The organism is Tunturiibacter gelidiferens, assembly GCF_014201335.1.
GTDB lineage: Bacteria > Acidobacteriota > Terriglobia > Terriglobales > Acidobacteriaceae > Edaphobacter > Edaphobacter lichenicola_E.
This window is the reverse complement of record NZ_JACHEB010000013.1, coordinates 25,619-46,976: the sequence shown is the minus strand read 5'-3', so window position 1 is coordinate 46,976 and position 21,358 is coordinate 25,619. Positions and strand designations below refer to the sequence as shown.

Annotated in this window: 16 protein-coding genes; 1 reads left to right on the top strand and 15 read right to left on the bottom strand. The window is 57.8% G+C overall.

What is annotated here, in order from left to right; genetic code table 11:
* Window positions 1-27: 27 nt before the first annotated feature.
* The 3 genes from priA to HDF14_RS22340 are packed head-to-tail and all read right to left on the bottom strand — an operon-like array spanning window position 28 to window position 4,652.
* Complete coding sequence (priA, locus tag HDF14_RS22350) at window positions 28-2,520, bottom strand: replication restart helicase PriA (RefSeq protein WP_183980988.1); 2,493 nt, start codon at window positions 2,518-2,520, stop codon at window positions 28-30.
* Window positions 2,521-2,576: 56 nt separating this feature from the next.
* Window positions 2,577-3,584 (bottom strand): AraC family transcriptional regulator, encoded by a 1,008-nt coding sequence (locus HDF14_RS22345; RefSeq protein ID WP_183980987.1) that lies wholly within the window; start codon window positions 3,582-3,584, stop codon window positions 2,577-2,579.
* A 6-nt stretch (window positions 3,585-3,590) separates the two neighbouring features.
* Window positions 3,591-4,652 carry an NAD(P)-dependent alcohol dehydrogenase gene (locus HDF14_RS22340; RefSeq protein ID WP_183980986.1) on the bottom strand — a complete coding sequence of 354 codons (1,062 nt, stop codon included), beginning with the start codon at window positions 4,650-4,652 and terminating at the stop codon, window positions 3,591-3,593.
* A 241-nt stretch (window positions 4,653-4,893) separates the two neighbouring features.
* Between HDF14_RS22340 and HDF14_RS22335 the strand changes: the two genes are divergently transcribed.
* Window positions 4,894-5,568, top strand: a complete 675-nt coding sequence (locus HDF14_RS22335; RefSeq protein ID WP_183980985.1) for a ribonuclease T2 family protein — start codon at window positions 4,894-4,896, stop codon at window positions 5,566-5,568.
* Between the two features lie 54 nt (window positions 5,569-5,622).
* On the opposite strand, the gene HDF14_RS22330 is transcribed toward HDF14_RS22335, so the two are convergent.
* The 12 genes from HDF14_RS22330 to HDF14_RS22275 all read right to left on the bottom strand — a co-directional run bounded on the left by HDF14_RS22330 (window position 5,623) and on the right by HDF14_RS22275 (window position 21,173).
* Window positions 5,623-7,164 carry a tetratricopeptide repeat protein gene (locus tag HDF14_RS22330; protein ID WP_183980984.1) on the bottom strand — a complete coding sequence of 514 codons (1,542 nt, stop codon included), beginning with the start codon at window positions 7,162-7,164 and terminating at the stop codon, window positions 5,623-5,625.
* Between the two features lie 216 nt (window positions 7,165-7,380).
* The gene (locus HDF14_RS22325; protein WP_183980983.1) at window positions 7,381-8,787 is read right to left on the bottom strand and encodes a SpoIIE family protein phosphatase; all 1,407 of its coding nucleotides are present in this window, start codon (window positions 8,785-8,787) and stop codon (window positions 7,381-7,383) included.
* 746 nt (window positions 8,788-9,533) lie between these two features.
* Window positions 9,534-10,451: a uracil-DNA glycosylase gene (locus tag HDF14_RS22320; RefSeq protein ID WP_183980982.1), complete on the bottom strand. Its 918-nt coding sequence runs from the start codon at window positions 10,449-10,451 to the stop codon at window positions 9,534-9,536.
* Window positions 10,452-10,469: 18 nt separating this feature from the next.
* On the bottom strand, window positions 10,470-10,682 hold the full coding sequence (gene rpoZ, locus HDF14_RS22315; RefSeq protein ID WP_183980981.1) for a DNA-directed RNA polymerase subunit omega: 213 nt from the start codon (window positions 10,680-10,682) through the stop codon (window positions 10,470-10,472).
* 76 nt (window positions 10,683-10,758) lie between these two features.
* On the bottom strand, window positions 10,759-11,418 hold the full coding sequence (gmk, locus tag HDF14_RS22310; protein WP_183980980.1) for a guanylate kinase: 660 nt from the start codon (window positions 11,416-11,418) through the stop codon (window positions 10,759-10,761).
* Window positions 11,419-11,475: 57 nt separating this feature from the next.
* Complete coding sequence (locus tag HDF14_RS22305; protein ID WP_183980979.1) at window positions 11,476-12,381, bottom strand: YicC/YloC family endoribonuclease; 906 nt, start codon at window positions 12,379-12,381, stop codon at window positions 11,476-11,478.
* Window positions 12,378-14,252 carry an ABC transporter ATP-binding protein gene (locus HDF14_RS22300; RefSeq protein WP_183980978.1) on the bottom strand — a complete coding sequence of 625 codons (1,875 nt, stop codon included), beginning with the start codon at window positions 14,250-14,252 and terminating at the stop codon, window positions 12,378-12,380. Before HDF14_RS22300 ends, HDF14_RS22305 begins: the two co-directional genes overlap by 4 nt.
* A gap of 75 nt (window positions 14,253-14,327) precedes the next feature.
* Window positions 14,328-15,266, bottom strand: a complete 939-nt coding sequence (rapZ, locus tag HDF14_RS22295) for an RNase adapter RapZ (protein ID WP_183980977.1) — start codon at window positions 15,264-15,266, stop codon at window positions 14,328-14,330.
* Between the two features lie 22 nt (window positions 15,267-15,288).
* Window positions 15,289-15,912 carry a ribosome hibernation-promoting factor, HPF/YfiA family gene (gene hpf, locus HDF14_RS22290; protein WP_260698513.1) on the bottom strand — a complete coding sequence of 208 codons (624 nt, stop codon included), beginning with the start codon at window positions 15,910-15,912 and terminating at the stop codon, window positions 15,289-15,291.
* A 46-nt stretch (window positions 15,913-15,958) separates the two neighbouring features.
* Window positions 15,959-17,695: an RNA polymerase factor sigma-54 gene (gene rpoN / locus HDF14_RS22285; RefSeq protein WP_183980975.1), complete on the bottom strand. Its 1,737-nt coding sequence runs from the start codon at window positions 17,693-17,695 to the stop codon at window positions 15,959-15,961.
* 224 nt (window positions 17,696-17,919) lie between these two features.
* Entirely contained in the window at window positions 17,920-18,648 is a 729-nt protein-coding gene (gene lptB, locus HDF14_RS22280) for an LPS export ABC transporter ATP-binding protein (RefSeq protein ID WP_183980974.1), read from the bottom strand.
* The gene (locus HDF14_RS22275) at window positions 18,648-21,173 is read right to left on the bottom strand and encodes an LptA/OstA family protein (protein ID WP_183980973.1); all 2,526 of its coding nucleotides are present in this window, start codon (window positions 21,171-21,173) and stop codon (window positions 18,648-18,650) included. Before HDF14_RS22275 ends, lptB begins: the two co-directional genes overlap by 1 nt.
* Window positions 21,174-21,358 lie beyond the last annotated feature (185 nt).

The following is a 21,358-nucleotide window of genomic DNA, read 5'->3' as shown; positions in this document are numbered from 1 at the left end:
CAACATTTCAACGCAGTCGATGCAGGGTCACATCAGGTGAACCGCATCCACGTCGACCACAAGGTTCCGACGCGCGATTCCCTGCGTCTCGGCATACGCAAGCATCGCCCGCAGCGTCTCGCCCAGCGTCTGCCGCCGCTCCGCCTTCAATACAAAGTGAAAACGATAGATCCGCTTCAACTTCACAATCGGCGCGGCGGCCGGACCCAGCACCCTCACCTTATCCAGCCGGGCTTTTTGAAACCACCGCCCCAACGTTCCCGCCCACGCTGTAGCTTCCTCCAGCTTCTCGCTCTGTATTACCACGTTCGCAAGCACCGCAAACGGCGGATAGTGCATCCACCGCCTGTACTGCATCTCCTTCGCAACAAACCCCGGATAGTCATGCTTGGCCGCAAACTGAATCGCGTAGTGATCAGGATGATAGGTCTGCACCAGCACCTTCCCGATCAGATCCCCACGCCCGGCCCTGCCTGAGACCTGCGTCAGCAGTTGAAACACCCGCTCTGCCGCACGAAAGTCCGGCAGCCCCAACGCAAAGTCCGCCCCAATCACTCCCACCAGCGTCACTCCATGAATGTCATGCCCCTTGGCGATCATCTGCGTGCCCACCAGCAGGTTGATCTCGCCTCCATGAAGCCTTGCCAGCAGCCGCTCCATGTCGCTCCTCCCGCGCACGGTATCGCGATCCATTCGCCCAATCCGCGCCGTCGGAAACAGCTCCTGGAGCCGCTCCTCTCCCTGCTGCGATCCCGCTCCAAGAAAATAAAGATGTTCGCTCTCGCACTTCGGACAAGCCTTCGGCACCGGCCTACGCGACCCACAGTAGTGACACTCTAACCGCTGTCCCGGCTGCGCAATCGCATCGTTGCCGCTTACGGGCTTGTGATAAGTCATCGACACCGCGCAGTTCTCGCACTCGATCTTCTCCCCGCAACTGCGGCACAGCACCGTCGACGAATACCCCCGCCGGTTCAGCAACAAAATCACTTGCTCTCCACGGTCCAACGTAGCCTGCGTCTCTTCAATAAGCCTCCGCGAAAAGATCTGTTCCTGCCCCGTCTCGCGAAACTCCTCCCGCATATCCACCAACTCCACCAGCGGCATCGGCCTGTCCGCCACACGCGCGCGCATCTCCACCAGAGCGTACCGACCCTTCTCCGCATTCGACCAGCTCTCAAGCGACGGCGTCGCCGACCCCAGCACCACCACCGCCTCATTGAACTTCGCCCGCATCACCGCAACATCGCGTCCGTGATACCGCGGCGTCTCCTCCTGCTTGTAGCTCGAGTCGTGCTCCTCGTCGACGATGATCAATCCCAGGTCCACCATCGGCGCAAACACAGCCGACCGCGTCCCCACCACGATCCTCGCCTCGCCCCGCCGAATCCTGTGCCACTGCTCAGCCCGCTCATCCGGCGTCAGTTGCGAGTGCAGTAGCGCCACCTCGCCCGCAAACGCCGCGACCATCTGCCCCGCCATCGCGGGCGTCAATCCAATCTCGGGCACCAGCAACAACGCCGACTTCCCCGCATCCAAAGCCCTCTGCATCGCAGCAAAATAAACCGAGGTCTTCCCGCTTCCCGTAATTCCGTAGAGCAGATGCGGCCGAAACCCACCCTTCTCCATCGCCGCCGCAATCGTCCCGAGCGCTTCCATCTGCGCTTCATTCAAAGCGTGTTCATGCGCATGCTTCTTCCCCTGCACCCCCACGCCGCCCAGGTGAAACTCCTCCGCAACTTCCTCCACCACCACCAGTCCACGCTTCACCAGCGTCCCCAACGTAGACTCCGGCACTCCTGCACGCGTCAAACTCAGCCGCAGATCCCGCACCCGCATTCGCCCACCCACCGCCGCAAGCTCTGCCAGAATTGCTGTCTGATTTTCATTTAACTTCGGCAGCCGGGCCTCAGCAACCAGCACCGCCACCTTCTCCAACCGCCGCGCGTCTCGCTCCTCCGCCACCACCTCGCGCACCAGCCACTTCTTCCTGACCATCCCCTCCAGCAATCCTTTATTAGCCCCCGTTGCCGAACGCAGCGCCGACATCTTCTCCGCCTCACCACCCTCCAAATAATTCAGCACAGAGTACTCGCGATTCTGTTCCTCCACTGTCAGCTTTGACCGCCGCGAAGAACCCTTCATCGCGCCCTCATACAGCACCTTCCTCCCCTGCTCAGCGATCCGATAAGAAAAGTGCCGCTTCACCTCCGCCGCCAGCGGTAACATCCCCCGCAGCACTTCACCCAGAGGCGCGACATAGTATTGCGCGATCCATCCCGCGAGCTTCATCAACTCTTCCGGCAGCAGCGCGGCGTCATCGAGCACCTGCTGCACCGGCTTGATCTCAAACTCCTCCACCGGCGCATCCTCATGCACCCTCACCACCACACCCATCAGCCTCTGCCCGCTGAACGGCACCAGCACCCGCGCGCCCACGACTGGCACCACACCGTTCACCGCATAGGTAAACGTCTGGTCCAAAGGCACCGGCAAAGCAACATCGCAAAACAAAGCCATCCCACCAGCCTAACCGACCAGCCCCACAACCGACCTTCACCCAGCCCGCGCAGAATCTAAGAAAGAGCCTTCTCTCGCTGCGCTCCCCGCCAGTGCGCCGGCGGAACACCCTCCCACACCCGAAACGCCCGCACAAACGAGTTCGAATCCTCATAGCCCAGCAAGTGCGCTGTCTCGCTCAACTCCAACAGAGAGTTTGTAAGATAGTGCCGCGCCAGCTGATGCCGCGCCTCCTCCAACGCCTTCTGAAAGTTCAAGCCCGCATCCTGCAACCGCCGCTGCAGAGTCCGAGAGCTGATATGAAGCTCACGGGCGATCTCCCCCATCTTGGGACGACTGCCCGTCAGCTTCCGCTGAATCGTCGCGCGAACGCGCTCAGGAAAACTCTCCTCGCCCTTATGCTGCTTCAAGTCTTCGTCCAGTTGCGGCGCAAGCATCGCCAGAAGTTCCGCATTGCGAGTCACAAAGCGTAGCTCAGCGTCCGCCGCACGAAACACAATCGCATTTCGCGCCGCGCCAAACACAACCGGACAGCCAAAGTGTCGCTCGAGCGATCTTGCACTCGCACGCGGTCGTTGCAGTTCAAGACGCACCGGCGAAATCCGCATTCCCGTGCCATGCCGCGCAATCGAAAGCACCCACGCGAAACAGAGATCGGTCAGCACCGCAGGCTCCTCTTCATTCGCCAGCAGCCAGCGAAACTGGATCGTCCACTCCTGATCCCCCGGCTCAAGCACAACCTCTTCCGGGCAGGAGAGTTGTTTGTACCGGGCGATCTGCCGCATCGCCTCGCCAAAATTGCCCGCCGAAAGAGCAGCGAGCACTACCGGATCGAAGTGTTCCGACTTCTCCGCCGTGCCCAACGCAAGCCCAATGGCGGGGTCCGGACTTACCTGCCCGATCCCCCGCCACAGCGCAAAAAACTCTTCTGTCGTTACGAGAACGCGAGGTTGATCGAGCAGGCCCGAAGGCAACCCCGCACTCTGCAATACAGAAGACACATGAACTCCCGACTCTTTCAACTTCGACGACAGACGGCCGGGAACCCGAAAGTGCTTACTCATCGAAAACTACGCCCCGCCCTTCAGAGATGCCATATCGATCACGAACCGGTACTTCACGTCAGACTTCAGCAACCTCTCATAAGCGTCGTTGACCTTCTGAATCGGAATGATCTCCACGTCAGAAGTAATGTTGTTCTTGCCGCAGAAATCAAGCATCTCCTGAGTCTCCGCGATGCCTCCGATCGGCGAACCCGACAGGCTCTTGCGACCGAATAGCAGGCCGAATGCAGACACCGCCAACGGCTTCTCAGGTGCGCCCACCAGGCAGAGATTCCCATCGCGACGCAGCAGATTCAAATACGCGTTGATATCGTGGTCAGCCGAAACAGCATCTAGGATGAAGTCGAAGCTACCAGCATGCTTCGCCATCTCATCGGCATTGCGAGAGACCACAACCTCATCCGCTCCCAGGCGAAGAGCATCGTCCTTCTTGTTAGGCGAGGCCGTAAACAACACGACGTGCGCACCCAGCGCATGAGCGAACTTCACACCCATGTGGCCAAGGCCGCCAAGGCCCACAACACCGACCTTCTTGCCCTTCGTCACACCCCAGTGGTGCAACGGAGAGAAGGTGGTGATTCCCGCGCAGAGCAGAGGCGCAGCGCCTGCAGGATCAAGATTGTCCGGCACTCTCAGGACAAATCGCTCGTCCACAACAACGCTGTCCGAGTAGCCTCCATACGTGACGCCGTTCGTATGCTTGTCAGGAAAGTTGTAGGTGAGCGTTAAGTTGTGGCAGAACTGCTCCAGACCCGCCTTGCACTCCTCGCACGTACCGTCGGAATCGACCATGCAGCCAACCGCGACAACGTCGCCGGTCTTGAACTTCTTCACAGCGGAGCCGGTCTTGGTCACACGCCCTACAATCTCGTGGCCCGGAACGCAGGGGTAAACCGTGGGCATTACACCGCTCCACTCATTACGGGCCTGGTGCAGATCAGAGTGACAGATTCCACAGAAGAGAATCTCAATCTGCACGTCTGTTTCGGTTGGATCGCGCCGCGCGATCGTAGTGGATGCAAGCGGCGATGACGCACTGGCAGCAGAGAATGCTTTTGCGTTGTACATGGTTCAAATGTAGACCTTCACCGCAGGTCCCTGATATGCGAAACACGCCATTCTATATGCAGAATACGCCGTCATTTTTCGATTCAAAAATATTCCAATAAAACGGACGGACGCAGTCCGCGCCCCGATAAGGCGAACGAATGACAAGCCCTGACCACTGCCTCCGAAGACAGAAATGCAGAACCAACGCATCGGTCCTTCGCTGGCGTGATCCCCTCACAAACGCTATCCTTCTCCCACTATGAAGAAGAAAGCCGCGCCCTCGCTTCTGATCCTTCTTCTCCTCACCGCCTGCAACCCGCCCCCTCGGCCAACGCCTGAGCCTACCCCCCGCCCCACTGCGGCAGCAGCGCAGACGATCGAACCTGCAACCGCCGCCCAGCCCTTCGACTACTACCTCCTCAACCTCTCCTGGTCGCCCGAGTTCTGCCACTCGCATCCCAACGCAACCGAGTGCACCCAGCGCCCAGCCTTCGTCCTCCACGGCCTCTGGCCCCAGAACACCAACGGTGGCTATCCGCAAAACTGCTCCACGGACCCCGGCCCACGCAATCCATCTTCCTTCTCCGATATCTACCCCGACCCCGGTCTCCTCCGTCACGAGTGGCGCACCCACGGCACCTGCTCCGGCCTCTCCCCCGACGCCTTCTTCACCCTCGCCCGCACCGCCTACAAATCTTTCTCCATCCCGCCGACGCTCGCCCAGCTCGACCACCAGATCTCCCTCACCCCCAACCAGCTCATCGACCTCTTCCAGACTGCGAACCCCTCGATCCCCGCCGCCAGCCTCGCGATCAGCTGCGGCAACAACTACCTTACCGCCGTCGAGGTCTGCCTCGACAAGCACGCCCAAGCCACCCCATGCGGCTCCATCCGCTCCTGCCGAGCCAACTCCGTCCGCATCACTCCGCCATAATCTCGCGGCGAACACCTGCAGTCGCAATCCATCGTCTCTCGCGCGGACAACGCACTACTTCGCTACAGGCACTGGAGCATCAAGCTCCTTGAGCTTTTCCGTAGCCTCAGAGTTATTCGGGTCCTTCTTCAGCGCTTTGTTGTAGTTCTCACGAGCCAACTGCTTATCACCCGACCTCGCATAAATCTCACCGAGAGTCGTATAGGAGCTACTCGAATCAGGGTAATTCTGGATATTAAGCTTGATCAGCGCAGTCGCTTCAGACAGGTGCCCACTTTGCATGAGGTGATACGCCCAGTCATTCATCGCGCTCTCGTCGAGTTTGAAATCCGGCTTCTCCTCTTTCATCGATGCGTAGATCTCAGAGGCATGATCGAACCCCAGCCGCCCCAGCTCTGCGCGAAATGAATCAAGCGATGCTGGTATTCCCTTCGCGGCCCGAAAATCCACTTTCAGCAAGTGCGGCGGTGCTCCGTTCTCCGCTGGCGTCTTCTTCAAAAAAGCGAGCGCAGTCGCATCATGCTTTAGGTAAGCGTCGAGAAAATTGACCGTATAACGCGATATCCAGGCATAGCCAATGATTCCGTCTTCGCGGCTGTAATCTCCCTTTTGCGCCTCGGCGTAGCCCTTCCAGATATCTTCGTTTCGTTGAAACATCGAGCTGTGTTCCGTGTGCGTCAGAGCAAGATCGTGAACCGTGATAAGGTCGCCATGCGTCCACGCGTTAAGAGCGTTGGGGCCTGTCTGCGAAGGACCAGAATGATTCCGTTCGATATTTTCAAGCGAGATCTCACCCTGCGTAAAGAACAGCAACGGAAGAGTCATGTCGTCAGGGTGCACATCTCCCGAATCCTTGATGAGTCCAGGAAAGTAACGCATCGAACCGTCGAGTGCCACAAGCGCATCAATTCGCGAATCTTGCGCAGCGGCAAAGAGATTCGAAAGCCCTCCCCACGAAAAGCCTGCTACTGCGACCTCTGACATATCGGTGTCAGGTAACGTCTGAGCGTATCCGATAAGAAAGGAGATATCGCGAGCCTGCGTGCGCACGCCGGCTACGTCACCCGACATATCGCGAGTCGTAGTGCCCATATCAGGGCTTGCGATCACAACATATCCGTGGCTCGCAAGATACTCGCACAGGTCCGCGTTCTCCCACGACATCGAAGAGAAGCTCGGCGCGTAGATCACAACCGGAAAGCGTCCTGCGGCAAGCGGCGCATCGCGTCGAGACCACATGGCGTCTTTCAGCGTAGGCTTTATCCCGTCAATCCACTCCTTCCAATCAGGCGACAAGTCGGGTTTGCCGAAGCTGGTCTCGGTCGCCGCCAACTGGGCATAGTCGCCTACGGTCATCGCCTTCTCAGAAGTTGATTGTGCGGGATACCAGATAAGCGTCTGAAGCGGTCGCGAACGTTCTCCGTTCAGTGGCTTGCCAAGCTCATTGGTCGCGGGCCGATAGGTTCGCGAAGTATCGTACTGTTCAACGACCTTAAGACCCACCGCATGTGGACCCGGTTTCTCGGTGAAGTGAAAGGTAGTCTGCGCGCAGGCCATGGAGGCCAACAAAAAGGGAGCGATTCTAATACCGTTCAAGCGCACCGGTTCTCTCCGATGTCCACGGCAGCGAAGGTTGGCATGCGACTCATTCTATAGGCAAAAATCTAAAGTCCCGGTACGTACGTTCGCACCAGAATACCTGGCAGAATACATTTTGAGCTCCGGCGAAATCAAAGTTATCTCTGGTTCCGATCGTGGCCGCCAGCATCGCTGCCAGCAATCGCACCGAAGATCAACGGGAGAATCTCACACTCAGAGTCGCAGTACGACGATTGTCATGTCATCGTGCTGCGTAGCGCCGGCAGCAAAGGCGTCGGCCGCACGAAACAAATGCTGCAGCAGCTCCTCGGCATTCAGGTCCGCGTGCGCTTGCGCCTCGGCGATCATTCGGTCTTCGCCCCACTCGTCTTCTGAGACGTTCATGGCTTCGCTGATGCCGTCAGTGAAGGCCAGCAGAATATCGCCGGAGAGGAGGTGAAGTATCTGCTCCTTGTAGAGCGCGCCGGCGAGCAGCCCGATGACGGGGCCGCCGTCTCCCAGGCGGAGCACTCGCCAGGCGCCGTCTTCTTTGCGCAGCACCGCAGGGGGATTGTGTCCGCCATTGACGTAGTGCAATGTGCGCGAGGCGCAGTCCAGTTCGGCGTAGAAGAACGTGGCATAGCGGTTGGAGTCGGACGCGTTGTAGAGAAGGCGGTTGACATTGGCAATCTTGGTCCCCAGATCGCCAGCGCCACTCAGCACTTGACCGCGCAGGCTGGCGTGAAGGCTTGCCATCAACAGGGCGGCGGACATGCCCTTGCCACTAACGTCGCCAATCGCGATACCCAGACGGTCGCAGCCATGTGCCGTTGTTCCGCTGGCGGAAGAGATGTTTTCTCCGGGCGCATGCCCTGCTTCGGCCAGCGAGCTCTCACGGATGTCGATGAGGTCGTAGTAGTCGCCGCCGACTGCCTGGGCGGGTCTGCAGTGCGCGGCCATCTCTACGCCCGCAACTTTGGGGAAGGTTTGCGGGAACAAGCGCTCCTGCACCTCGCGGGCAATCTCGAATTCGCGTTCCAGCTTGGCGCGGGACAGGGCCTCCTCGGCCAGCGTGGGAATAAGCTTGTAGACGTTGACGAGTATGCCTGACGGGAGAGCCATGGTGCTGCCCAGCGCAAATCCGCGTGGCAGTGATCCGCCCTCGAAAAAGCGTTTGCCTTTGCCCAGCACAATAGGATTGACCAGCATAACCACCTCGTCCGCCAGTCCGTTATCCAGCAGCACGGAAATCAGCGTCGAGCTGCCCGCGACGATCAGGTCCGGGCCTTTCCTGGCCTTAATGCGTCGGACGTTATCCACGAGGTCCGATCCAATGGCCTCGAATGGACCCCATTCCAGACTCTCCGGTCTGTGAGTTACGACGTATTTCGTGGCCGCATTCAGGCGGTCCGTCATCGGACTCTTTGGCGCTTTAGGCCAGAAACTCGCCAGTATGTCGTAGGTTCGGCGGCCAAACAGCAAGTCGCAGGTCTTGCCGTACATCTCGTTTACTATCTGTAACCCGGCAGGCGAACGATACGGCGCGGTCCAGTCGCCGTATGGGAAATCGTCCTCCGGACTGCTGGTCATCTGGATGACGCCATCGAGCGAAATATGCTCGATGATTTTGAGTTTGCGCATATAGATCTCCTATAAATGCCCGGTTTGCGCCTCCGTGAGGGACTACCCAGGACCGAATGAACGAAGAGCAAGAGCCGGCGGACAATAGTTCAACGAGGCTTTCATCGCCAAACGCGGCAAGTGACAGACTGTGCGAACTGGATCCAGCGAACAACGAGACAACAGCTTCGACCAGCAATTAAGTATCGTATTGCCTTGCAACCAGCGCACCGCCGTCTGATTTCTGGACTGATGTACATCCTCAGCGGCTGTGCATCGACGGACATAGTCGAAGTCTACTGGCGGCGGTCCGCTGACTTCTCTCCATAAACGCGCTTGTGTTTACTAATTCGACCGGGGTTCCCGCAAAATCGCGTTCTCGGAAACGTCGGGTTCTCATTCCAAACTGACATTAGTTTTCAGATTCCAAATATGGTCTTACCTAGTGGTTCGGTATCGACAATAGATGGCGCGCTCGCCCCGTTCCCATCAAGACGAAAACATCTGTCAAGCCCCATAAGCCCATAAGCTAAACCGAATCATAGACATAGGCGTGGCGTATCAGTTACCTCCAATCACGTAAACTGGATAGAGATGGAAAAAGCCTGAGCTTCTGCTCGGGCTTTTCGTCATTCATCCCTAAACCCTTTGATTGGACGAATTTAGCCGCAACCCTTTTATTTAGACGAATTTAGCGAGGCGATGAACGTGTATATCATTCAGAATAAGCAACTTATACGCAGGCAACCAGGGGGGGTACCCCACCCTCAGCCTCGACTCGCGCCTTTTAGCCCCATCTCCGCCATCACCCTCTGCAGATCCTTCCACGCTTCACCCTTCATCCCCGGATCGCGCAGGAGGTATGCCGGATGGTACGTCACCGCAAGCTTCGCTCCCCTGCAGCTGTGCCATTTGCCCCGCAGGGCGCTCAGGGACTGCTTGACCCCGAGAAGGTACGTCGCAGCCGTAGACCCCAGCGCCACGATCACCTGGGGCTGCACCACGTCGATCTGCTGCAACAGAAACTGATCGCAGGTATTTGCCTCGACCGGCTCCGGAACCCGGTTCGCCGGCGGCCTGCACTTCACGATGTTCGCAATATAAACCTGCTCCCGCTTCAGGCCCATCGCCTGAATCATGTTGTTGAGCAGTTGCCCAGCCTTGCCGACGAACGGGATTCCCGAGGTATCTTCATCCGCGCCCGGCCCCTCACCGACAAACATCAACCGCGCATTCGCATCGCCATCGCCGAAGACAATCGTTCGCCTGCCCGCATACGCCAGCGGGCACCGCGTACAGTCACCAATTTCAGCACGAATGGCAGTCAACGCCTCCGCCTTATGCTCCGCATCAACCCGAGTCGCAGGCAGGGGTACAAGATCGTCGAAACTCACAAGCTTCGCAATCGGAGGCTCCAGAAATTGTGGTCGACTTGGGACAGGAGAACTTTGGGCAGCAGCAATTGGAACAGAAGCAACTTGATGTTCGACGACCGCCGCCTTCGTGGGCAGCGATTGCGTCTCCACCATAGATTCGACAACGGCAGCTAGATCGACTGTCGCGACCGAAGGAACAGCCGTGGCACCACCGTACACCGGCTCGCCCTGACGATAGAAGTCATGGACGCCCATGTCGCGAAGATATTCCACGTAAGCCCGCAGCTGCTGCTCTGCTTCACCTGCCATGGCTCTATGGTATCGCGGTTATTGCGGAGGAAGATCGAGCACTGGCTCTACAACACGCTCCGGCAGAACAAACTTCACATGTCCCTGCTTGATCTCATCCTGTGCTACGCGGCAAGCCTTCATCGACTTGGCCACGATCAGAGGAGAGGCGCCGGACTGTAGCTGCCGCGCACGACGCGCGGCACCTTTAACCAGGCTGTACTTATTGTGGAAAGCATTTTCAATCGTCATGCGTTTCACCCCGATGCAGAAGTTATAACTCACCACAGTAAAAAGCCATACACAATTCGTAGTGGATAAGTAGCACTTATTCGTGAAAGGTACTCAATGCAGCTCGTAGACGAGGAGAAGCAGCGTCGGTCCTGCAACTCGATGCCAGCGCCTGCACTCCGTCCCGCTCGCCGCGCTCGCACAAAACAATCGCCCGCATCTCTGAAACAGCCTGGTCGAGAACATCATTCACCAACGCATACTTGTAGTCCCACATCCGCTTCAACTCTGTCCGAGCCTCGGCCAACCTGCTCTGAATCACCTTCTCAGAGGTCACATGTTCCGCCTCGCTCCGGTTTCGCAGTCGCATCTCCAACACCACAGGACTCGGCGGAAGAACGAAGATCGATACCGCGTCCGGCATCTTCTTCATCACCTGCATCGCGCCCTGCACATCGATGTCCAGCAACAAGTCTTTCCCCGCATCCTTCGCATGCGCCAGCGCGGACACTGCCGTCCCGTAGTAGTTCCCGAAGACCTCCGCCCACTCCAGAAAGTCTCCCTCCGCAATCATCCGCTCGAACTCCTGCCGGGTCGTAAAGTGATACTCGCGTCCGTCCGTCTCCGACCCCCGCGGCGCACGCGTCGTATACGAAATCGAAAAATCCAACCCCTCCACCAGCGTCCGTAGCTGACTCACAAGCGTCGACTTCCCCGAACCCGACGGCGCCGAAATGATAAAAAGTATTCCTGCCATGCGCCTCAATCACCTATTCAACTTGTTTCTGCCAGTCTAACAATCGAATCCAAAGAACTACTCCAGATTCTGAACCTGCTCCCTCGCCTTCTCGATCTCCGCCTTCATCTCGAGTCCCAGCTCGGTAATCCGCAGACTGTTCTCGCCCGCCGCGCCGCTGGTCTTCGACAACATCGTGTTCGCCTCACGGTTCAGTTCCTGTAACAGAAAGTCCAGCCGCTTGCCTAGCTCTCCGCCTTCGTCCAACATCGCCACAAAGCGCTCCACATGCGTCCGCAGACGAACGATCTCCTCCTCGATATCGCTCTTCTCCGCCAGCACTGCAGCCTCCGCCATCAGCCGCTCCGCACCTACCGGAACGCCCTGCGTCAACTCCATCAGCCGACTACGCAGCCGTTCGAACTGCGCCTCGCGCACTCCATTCCTCAAGCCAGCCATCTCCTCCGCAAACGCCTGCAGCCGCAACATCGAAGCCTTCAACTCCGCAGCCAGCGAAGCACCCTCCAGCGCTCGCCCCTCGTTCAGCTTCAAAATCAACGGCACAACCTGCGATAGTACTGCCGCTTCAAGACCCTCAACCTCGGCCGCTCCACCGACGCTCTCAGTGCTCATCACACCAGGTATGCGCAGCATCGCATTCAGGTCCGGCTCGCTTGACACACCATGCATCGACGCAGCCTCGCGAAAGGCGTGTACGTAGGCCTCCAGCAATCCCGGGTTCAGTTGAATCTCGACGTTTGCCCTACGCTCCACCTGCAGCGTCACCTCGATATGCCCCCGCCGCAGATTCTCCTTCAACAGCCTGCGCATCTGAACCTCCAGTCCGTCGCAGGAAGAAGGCAGCCGGAGATGAAGATCCAGAAACCGGTGGTTCACGCTCTTCATCGTCAACGTAAAGGCGACGCTATCCCGCACCGAACCGCGCAGATTGGCGTACCCGGTCATCGAATAAATATCCTTCACGCAATCCCCTCCAACCCGACCTGCAAAGCACCTTCGCTGCTGGCAGGCGCAATGTCATCCTCGCTGAACTGCATGTTGTAAAGCCGTCGATAGGTCCCCGATTGTTGCATCAGCTCGTCATGCGTACCAATCTCCGTGATTCTCCCGCCTTCGATCACTGCGATCCGAGAGGCTCGACGCACTGTCGACAGGCGATGAGCAATCACGAACACTGTCCGTCCCTGCATCAGATTTGCCAACGCCGCCTGGACAAACTGCTCACTCTCCATGTCGAGTGCAGACGTCGCCTCATCCAAAATCAAGATCGGCGCATTTTTCAAAATCGCCCGCGCAATCGCGAGCCTCTGGCGTTCTCCACCACTCAGTCGAGTCCCCTTCTCACCGATCATCGTGTTGTATCCATCGGGCATGTTGAGAATGAACTCATGCGCGAGCGCCATTCGCGCCGCTTCTTCCACTCTGCTCATCGGAACATCCGGCTGACCATACGCAATATTGTTCCGCACCGTGTCATTGAACAACACCGTCTCTTGCGTCACCTTCCCAATCTGTTGCCGTAGCGACGCAATCGTCACATCGCGGAGGTCGTGTCCGTCCAGCAAAATCCTTCCTTCGTTGACATCAAAGAATCTAGGAATCAGGTTCACCAGCGAAGACTTCCCTGCGCCACTCGGCCCTACAAACGCAATGACCTCCCCAGGCCTCACGTTCAAATTGATCCCTTGCAGAACCTGCCTCACCTCTCCATCGCTTTCATAGGCAAAGCCGACATCTTCAAATCGAATCTCTTCTTCGAATCCCTTCAACGCAAAAGCGCGCTTCTTCTCCTGCACGTCATCCTGCGCATCCATAAATTTGAAGATTTCTTCGCTCGCACCCAGCGCCTGCTGAAAGCTGTTATAAAACAGAGCGAACTTCCGCACCGGATCATATAGCGTAAACACGGCGATCAGAAAAGAAATAAACGACCCAATCGTCATCGAGCCGCTCTTGATGCGCTCGCGCCCGAGCAGTAGTAACAGCGCTATCGCAACCGAGCCCAACCCATCCATCAAAGGAGAGCTAATGGCCTGCACGCTCACCGACCGCAAGTTGGCGCTGAATAACCGCCTTGCGGCGCGCCGAAAGCGGTTCATCTCCCACAACTCCATCCCGAAGGCCTTCACGATTCGATTGCCCGTAATCGTCTCGTGAAGGATGTTTTGTATCTCCGCCAGTTTGTCCTGTCCCTTGCGCGTAGTCTGTCGAACCCTCCTTCCAATACGTCGCGCCGAAGAGATCACCACGGGAACAAACAGCAGCAGCACCCAGGCCAGCTTCCCGCCATAAAAAATTGCTACGCCGATCATAAAAATCAGGGTAAAGATCTGCTGCAGAAATTCACCGAGCACACTCGACATTGCCGTCTGCACGCGCTCTATATCGTTGATCAGCGTCGACAGCAAAGTGCCGGTCGTATGCTTCTGAAAGAAGCCCACCGATCGTCTCAACACCGCGTTGTATAGGTCATTGCGCAGGTCGGTAATCATCCCGAAGCCCGCATAATTCACAAGGTACGTGCCTACATAGTCACAGACCGACTTCACCAGCGCAGAGACCACCAACGCGTACGCCACCACCGTCCACGCATTATGAAACGAACTGGGAACTAGAAAGTGCAGATTCAGAGGTCTTCCAAGAATGGGTACGTGAGGAAACACCAGCACATCATGCGTATAAGCATCCGGACTAAGCACATTGTCGAAGATCGGCTTCACCAGCAGGACGCGGAATGCAGCCATCGCGCCTACCACTGCCATCAAAACCACCGACGCCAGGGAGTAAAGAGCATACGGACGAACGTACAGCAACAATCGCCAGATGCGCTTCAAGCCGTCACTCTCCCGATCATTGCCATCGCACTGCGCATCTTACTATTCTATTGCGCTTCAGAAATTTGCGGTCTGCTACTTCGGCATATCGCGGTGAGCGGTGTTCACGCGATACCCCTCTTGCGCCAATCTCTTTTTCATCTCTTCCGCAATAAAGACCGACCGATGCTGCCCTCCTGTACATCCAAACGCCACCGTTAAGTAACTCTTCCCTTCCTTAATGTAGTGAGGCAACAGAAACTTCAACATCTCCGTAGTCTTATCTAGGAACTCCTTCGTCTGCGGAAATTGCAGCACGTACTTCGCCACCTTGGGATCTTTTCCCGTCAGCTTGCGAAACTCCGGTACAAAATGAGGATTCGGCAGAAAGCGCACGTCGAATACCAGATCCGCCTCTGTGGGAACACCATTCTTGAACCCGAAGCTGTTGGACGAGATCACCAAACCCCGGCCAGTCTCCTCGCGTTCGAACTGCGAATTGATATGCGCCCGAAGATCATGCACGTTGAACTTGGTCGTATCCAGCACGATATCGGCTACGTTGCGAATCGGGTCGAGCCGCTTGCGTTCCGCTCGAATAGACTTCACCACCGTATTGCTACGTCCCATCGGGTGCGGCCGACGGGTTTCAGAAAATCGCCGAATCAGCGCGTCCTCACTAGCCTCCAGGAACAGCACCCGTGTCGGAAGCACCTTGCGAACCTTCTTTAGAATCGCCGGAAACTCATCCAGCCGCATTCCCTCACGCACATCAACCACCAGCGCTGCACGTTTGATCTCTACGGACTGCCTCACAAGATCCGCGAAGCGAGGCACTAACTCAAGCGGAAGATTATCTACCGAGTAATAGCCGAGGTCTTCAAAGGTCTTGAGCGCCGACAGCTTTCCCGACCCGGAAAGCCCAGTCAGAATAACCAACTCTCCCTGATGTTTCGGAAGCACGGCCGCTATGACCTTCTTGCTTGCCTTCGCGGACGACCTCACAGAACTCTTCGTGACCTGCTTCCTCGCCATGCAGAAATCCTAGCACCTCGGTCTAAGGAACTTCGATCAGCTCCATCTTTCCATCACGCTTGCGATAGAGCACCATCGCTTGCCCCTTGTGGTCACGAAACACAAACACCTCACGGTCTCGAAACGCGGCCTCCTTTACCGCCTCCTCTACCGACATAGGCCTTAGCGCAACGGCTTCGTTCGAACGCACCACATGCGGCTCCGCAAGCGGCGAGTGCGACGGAAAGGAATGCACCAGCATCGGCACCGCCTTGCGTCCCACGCTGGTCTTAGTGGCCACCTTTACCAGGGCAGCCTTACGCGTAGGCGACGCCACAACCTCAGCCGCCGCGGACTTCGGATCTGACTTCGGATGCCGCTTGATCGTCCCATACCTCTTCTTATGGCGGATCGCCTGTTGTTCTATCTTCGCGAGCGCGTCATGCAACGCGACGATCATCTCCGTATCCTCGCACCGCGCCACCATCTTCTGGTGCTTGGTTTTCACTGTCACTTCGGCGATCTGACGATATTTGTCCGTGGAAAGAATCACATGCACGCTGGCGGAGTTGCCGACGATCTTTGCAACCGCAGCCAGCCCTTCCTCCGCCTGCAACTTCAATTTCTTTGTGATGGTGGTCTGTCTGCCGGTGTACTCCACGTCCATACGTTTCACCTCGTCCCTGCGATCGATCCAGATCTCTCGCAGACGATCAGCGTACACGACGTTGGTGCGTGCTTGGAATCTGCATATCTTCCCGGTACTTCGCAACCGTTCTTCGGGTCACCTGAATCCCCTGCCGCTGCAGTTCAGCCGCCAGCTGATCATCGGTCAGAGGCTTCCGCTCATCCTCTTCTTCAATCAGCTTCTTCACCTTGCGCTTCAACAGAACCAGCGGCAGATCGCCGCCCTCCGGCCCGTTCACTCCTTCGGAGAAGAAAAAGCGCAGTTCGAATACGCCCTGCGAAGTATGAACATACTTGTTCGCCACCGCGCGGCTGACCGTCGAAGGATGCACTCCTATCTCCTCCGCAACCTCCTTGATCATCATCGGCTTCAGCGCATTCACCCCGTGCTCCAAAAACTCCTGTTGCCGCCTGACGATCACTTCGCAAGTCCGCACAATCGTATTCTTCCTCTGCTCAATATTTCGCAGCAGCTGGATCGCCGACTTGTACCGTTCCTTCACATACTCTTTGACTTCCTTCTCCGTCTGCTTCTGCTGCAGCATCTTGCGATATCCCTGATTCAACCTAAGCGTAGGCATATCCTCTTCGTTCATCAATACGACATAGACATCATCGCGCTTCACAAACGCAACATCTGGCTCTATTAGCCGCGTTTCGCTTTGGTTATAGCGCTGCCCGGGTCTCGGATCGAGCGTCCGGATAAACTCAACCGCAGCATTCACGTCATCGGCCGTGCGTCCGCAGCTCCGTGTCAGCTCGCGCATATCTTTCTTCTGCAACAACGGCAAGCAGTTCGTCACAATATGCGTCGCGATGCTAAACACGTCTTCGCGACCGGGGTTGTCGACAGCTGCAACCACCTCTACCGCGCCATAGTCCTCTTCACTGGCCTCATCGTTTTTTGCAGCCGCAGCTGCCGCGTGAGCCTGGCGCCGCCGAAGGACCAACGATGCCTCACCCTGCTGAGCGCATATCTGAATCAGCAAACATTCGCGCAAATCTCTCGATCCCACGCCCACTGGGTCGAGAAAATTCACCACTTTCCGCGCCTCGCGGACAGCAGCTAAAAGCGCCCCGACAGTCTCATCCGACGCTGCCGCTAAATCGACCGACCCGTCCTGCACAGCGTTGTCTTCGCCCTCAGCGCCCTCCGGAACATCCCACACGTGCGGTGGCCTGCTCTTGGTCCCGCGTTCAAACGGAATCGGCGCCGTCCGTTCGGGCTGTTGCATCTGCATGAGAGCCTCGACCAACTCTTCGTCGCTGGCCGTCAAGTAGCCATTCTCATTCAGGTTTCCCACGACCAACTCCGCCGCGGCTCGAACCTCCGGACTGAGCGTCAACGAACCCAGCTGCCACGCCAGATGGTCGCTCAAGGTACTCGGCTGTGAAAGAAAGTTCTCGAACGACGGCTTGTCATACTCTTCAAAGTTCGAGGCGGTACGAAAACCCGGATCGAGATAATCCTGAAAGTAGCTGCCAAAATCGATCTCATCGAACGGGTCTTTTTCTACCCTTTCGCTCTCCGCCGCAACCTCTTCGGCCGATCGCTCCCGGTCTCCTTCAATCCCCGCTCTCTCGTCGAGCGAGACGACCGTCTCCTCCAACTCCTCCAGCACCGGATTCTCCACCATCTCGGTGTTAATCATCTCCCTGAGCTCAAGCTTGTTCAGCGCGAGCACGCTGACCATCTGCACCAGTCCAGGCGTCAACACCTGTCTTTGCGAGACTTTCAAGTTCAGCTTCGGTTGCAGCAGCACTTTAACCCCTCTTCGACTAGATCACTTCGACTCTGTTCTGAATGTGCCGTTTGGCACGTCTCGTGCTCATTGTGCAATTAATTACAAAAGAGCGCTATTCCCTGGGCTTTGCCATAGTCTACCGCCTATCTCGATCTCGCTGTAAGTCTAACCCTGTCAAAGGCTCAGCGCCCTCCACCGATAGCATCTCAGTCTTACAACAGAAGTTGTAAGATCGCAGTCTCTCAACCCATCGAGAAGTTTTCACCCAGATAGATCCGCCGCACCTCAGGATCCCGTCCCAGTTCCCCAGGCGTTCCCGTCTTAAAAATCTTCCCTTCCGCAATGATATAAGCGCGATCTGTCACCGATAGCGTCTCCCGCACATTGTGGTCGGTGATCAGCACCCCAATCCCACTCTTCTTCAATCCGAAGATAATCTCCTGCAGATCCAGCACCGCAATCGGGTCGATTCCCGAAAAGGGCTCGTCCAGCAAAATAAAAGCCGGCTCGATCGCCAGGCACCGCGCAATCTCCACCCGCCTGCGCTCTCCCCCACTCAGCGCATAACCCCGTGTCTTCCTCACATGCCCCAGATTCAGCTGTTCAATCAGCTTTTCTGTCCGTGTGCGACGACTCTCCCAGCTCAACTGCTGCGCCTCCAGCACCGCCAGAATATTGTCCTGCACCGTCAGTTTGCGAAACACCGAAGGCTCCTGCGGCAGATAGCTGATGCCATAGTTCCTCGCCCGCAGATACATCGGTAATCGACTGATATCGTGGCCATCCGCCAACACTCGCCCGGCGTCCGGCCGCACCAGTCCAACGATCATATAAAAGCTCGTCGTCTTCCCCGCACCGTTCGGGCCCAGCAGCCCCACCACCTCGCCCTGCTCGATCTGGAGGCTCACCCCCTTCACCACCTGGCGGCCGCCGTACGACTTGCCTATCTCCTCCGTCGATAACGTCTTCATTACTTGTTCTTCACCCGCGTCTCCGTGCGCACTCGCTGCCCCACGCCACTGTCTCCTTCATTAGAAACCACGACGTTCTCATCTCCCGCATGGAATTGCAAAGACGTACCCGTCACGGTCCCTCGCTGGTCGTCCACAACCTTCGGCAGCACCTTCGCTGTTCCAGTCAAAACAAACATGCCATCACTGGCCGTATACACAAGCTGTTCTCCGCTCGCGTGCCTGCCGGGCTGCTGTATCTCGATATGCCCACTCGCCACGACTCGCTCTACACTGCCGCCCATAAACCCTTCCCCAGCAGCACTGTCCGTCTTCTTCACGCCGTCAGCAGAAACACCCCCCGTCTTCGCCGCCTGTAGATAAACCACAGCCCGCTCCCCCCGCATACTCCCATCAGCGCTCTCCACCTGCATCCCGCCCGTGAAGTCTGCCCTCCGCGCTTCATCCGAATACACCAGCTGACGGCTGACCACCCGCAACACGCTCGTCTTCCCCCCACCCACCTGCTTGCCAGCCTTGGCGGCCTCTGGTTTCGCGCCAGGCCCGCCACTCACCAACACCGTATGCACTGCCCCGGGGGCACCAAGCCCCGCGCCATGCGCCAGCAGTCTCTTATCTTTCTGTTCAAACTCAATCACCGGAGCATCGACCTGCGAAGCCCCCTGCCACAATCGCGCAGGCTTGCCAGCCACTCCGTAAAATATCGCCACTTGCGAGTCATGCTTCAGCTCTGCTCTTGCCGCCAGTACATGCGCCGGCTCTTGCGCACTACCCGCCTGACTAAAACTTGCCTTGACCGAACCATCAGCGGTGGCGTCCCCCGTCTTCTGCTCGCTCACCACACGATCCGCCCAAAGCACACTCGTTCCATCGCTCACCTGCACATTCCCGGTCAACGTTGTCCGCTCCAGTTCCCCGTCGTAAACCGCTCGCTCCGCCGTCACGCGTTCTTCAACCGGCGCGGCAGAATCCCCCGGCTTCTTCACCGGCAGCTCCGTCATCACGACATGCCCCTGCTCAGTTGCGCTCGAAATCTCATCTGCCCCCTGCCCCTTGCTGGCAACGTCCGAGCCACGCGCCGTACCCGCAGTCACTGGACGGAAGTACGCCACCAGCGAATCCCCAGAACTCGTTTCGACCACTCCCTTCGCATCCACTCTGTGCATCGAGGTGTGTCCATCTCCATGCACCTCCGCAAGATGGTCTGCATCTCCCACCCTCACAAAATGAGACGTCAAAACGTCCCCCGCTAAGGCGCTGCTAGTGGCCCCGCCACCTCTGACAGCCGGATTCATCACCTTCAACTGCGCATTCCCCGTGGCCTTCGCATCTCGCAGCAGCGTTTTCCCCGCCTTATCCGAGGACAATGCCACATCCATCTGTCCAGCGTTCAACTCGCGCTCTCCCCATTCGTCACCCATCGCATCCGTCCGAACCCGCTCCTTAAAATGCACCGCACCAGTCATCACCACATGCTCCGGGTGACCCGCCTTGTCAAACGCAGTCCGTACTTCAGCCGCCTCGCCCTTACCTTGCCGCAGCTCTTCGTCCGCCGTGTACTTCACCCCGCCCTGCATAACCGCCGATTGCGGCTGACTCTGCGCACTCAACGTCATCTCCCCCCGCGGAGCCTCCATCGAGCTGCCCAGCCCGTTAGTCAGCTTCACCTCTCCCTCGGCTTCAACCCGCTCAACCGTTCCATCCGGCCTCAAATGCACGACAACATCTCTCGCCTGCGCGGTCTCTCCCGCACCACCCTTGTCGCCCACCGCGACATACTTCGCCTGAGTCAACAAGGCCCTCTCATGCTGTCGGTCCAGCTCCGCCCGGGACGCCGTCAACAGCACCGGCCTGCCACGTTCCAGCCCATTCACCTTCACCGCCGAGTGCAGCACCACTATCCCCGAATCCGAGTTGTAATCCGCCCCCACGGCATGTCCTGTCAGTCCACCTGTCTCAAACTCGATGTCATTGTCCGTCGCCGCCACACCCTGCTTTTGCGAAAACACCAGCCCGCTCGTCGTCACATGAATCAGCCGCCCATCCTTAGCCTCATGCTCTTGCTTTTGCTCAGGCGTGTGATGCAGATCCTTTCCTGCCGAATAGTCCATCTTCGCGTTCGCATCTGCCGCCGCAGGGGCCTGCAGATCGATATGCACCTCCCCGTCGGCACGTATGACCTCGTTCTTCTGGTCATACTCAAACTCTTTTCCGTAGATCCGATCGGCCCGATCTTCCTTCCGCCCATACAAGACGATTCCCACGTCATGCAGCGTCACCTTGCCATCCGCACGTTCCACCGCCTTGGCCGCATGAATCGTGTAGATCGTCCGGCCCTGCACCGACTGCGAGTACGTAAACCCATTGGTCTCTCGGCGGACGTTCACTCCAAGCTTCTTTGGCAGATTCGTCAAAAACCGGTGCGCTCGATAGTGCGCATACCCCAGAAAAGAAGCGATCACCAGCACCAGCAGGCCAGCGCCCGCCAGCAACCAGACCCGCAGCCGCTCTACCGAAACGTTCATTCACCTTCTATCTTCTCATCCCTACGTGTCTTGCTAGACGGCCCACTTACGCGTGGGGCGGTCACTTCGTGGCTCTCCACTGGTCGGAGCAAAGATGGAGCCGACCAGCGGGAGGCCCGATGCTGCTTATCTTGCCCAGACGGGTATACGCGTCACGAAGTGACCGCGCCACGCGCAGTGGGCCC

What these genes read in the sequence shown, in the direction of transcription:
- priA (WP_183980988.1), bottom strand. Translation starts at nt 2,520, where the DNA reads ATGGCTTTGTTTTGCGATGTTGCTTTGCCGGTGCCTTTGGACCAGACG.
- HDF14_RS22345 (WP_183980987.1), bottom strand. Translation starts at nt 3,584, where the DNA reads ATGAGTAAGCACTTTCGGGTTCCCGGCCGTCTGTCGTCGAAGTTGAAA.
- HDF14_RS22340 (WP_183980986.1), bottom strand. Translation starts at nt 4,652, where the DNA reads ATGTACAACGCAAAAGCATTCTCTGCTGCCAGTGCGTCATCGCCGCTT.
- HDF14_RS22335 (WP_183980985.1), top strand. Translation starts at nt 4,894, where the DNA reads ATGAAGAAGAAAGCCGCGCCCTCGCTTCTGATCCTTCTTCTCCTCACC.
- HDF14_RS22325 (WP_183980983.1), bottom strand. Translation starts at nt 8,787, where the DNA reads ATGCGCAAACTCAAAATCATCGAGCATATTTCGCTCGATGGCGTCATC.
- HDF14_RS22320 (WP_183980982.1), bottom strand. Translation starts at nt 10,451, where the DNA reads ATGGCAGGTGAAGCAGAGCAGCAGCTGCGGGCTTACGTGGAATATCTT.
- rpoZ (WP_183980981.1), bottom strand. Translation starts at nt 10,682, where the DNA reads ATGACGATTGAAAATGCTTTCCACAATAAGTACAGCCTGGTTAAAGGT.
- gmk (WP_183980980.1), bottom strand. Translation starts at nt 11,418, where the DNA reads ATGGCAGGAATACTTTTTATCATTTCGGCGCCGTCGGGTTCGGGGAAG.
- rapZ (WP_183980977.1), bottom strand. Translation starts at nt 15,266, where the DNA reads ATGGCGAGGAAGCAGGTCACGAAGAGTTCTGTGAGGTCGTCCGCGAAG.
- hpf (WP_260698513.1), bottom strand. Translation starts at nt 15,912, where the DNA reads ATGGACGTGGAGTACACCGGCAGACAGACCACCATCACAAAGAAATTG.
- lptB (WP_183980974.1), bottom strand. Translation starts at nt 18,648, where the DNA reads ATGAAGACGTTATCGACGGAGGAGATAGGCAAGTCGTACGGCGGCCGC.
- HDF14_RS22275 (WP_183980973.1), bottom strand. Translation starts at nt 21,173, where the DNA reads ATGAACGTTTCGGTAGAGCGGCTGCGGGTCTGGTTGCTGGCGGGCGCT.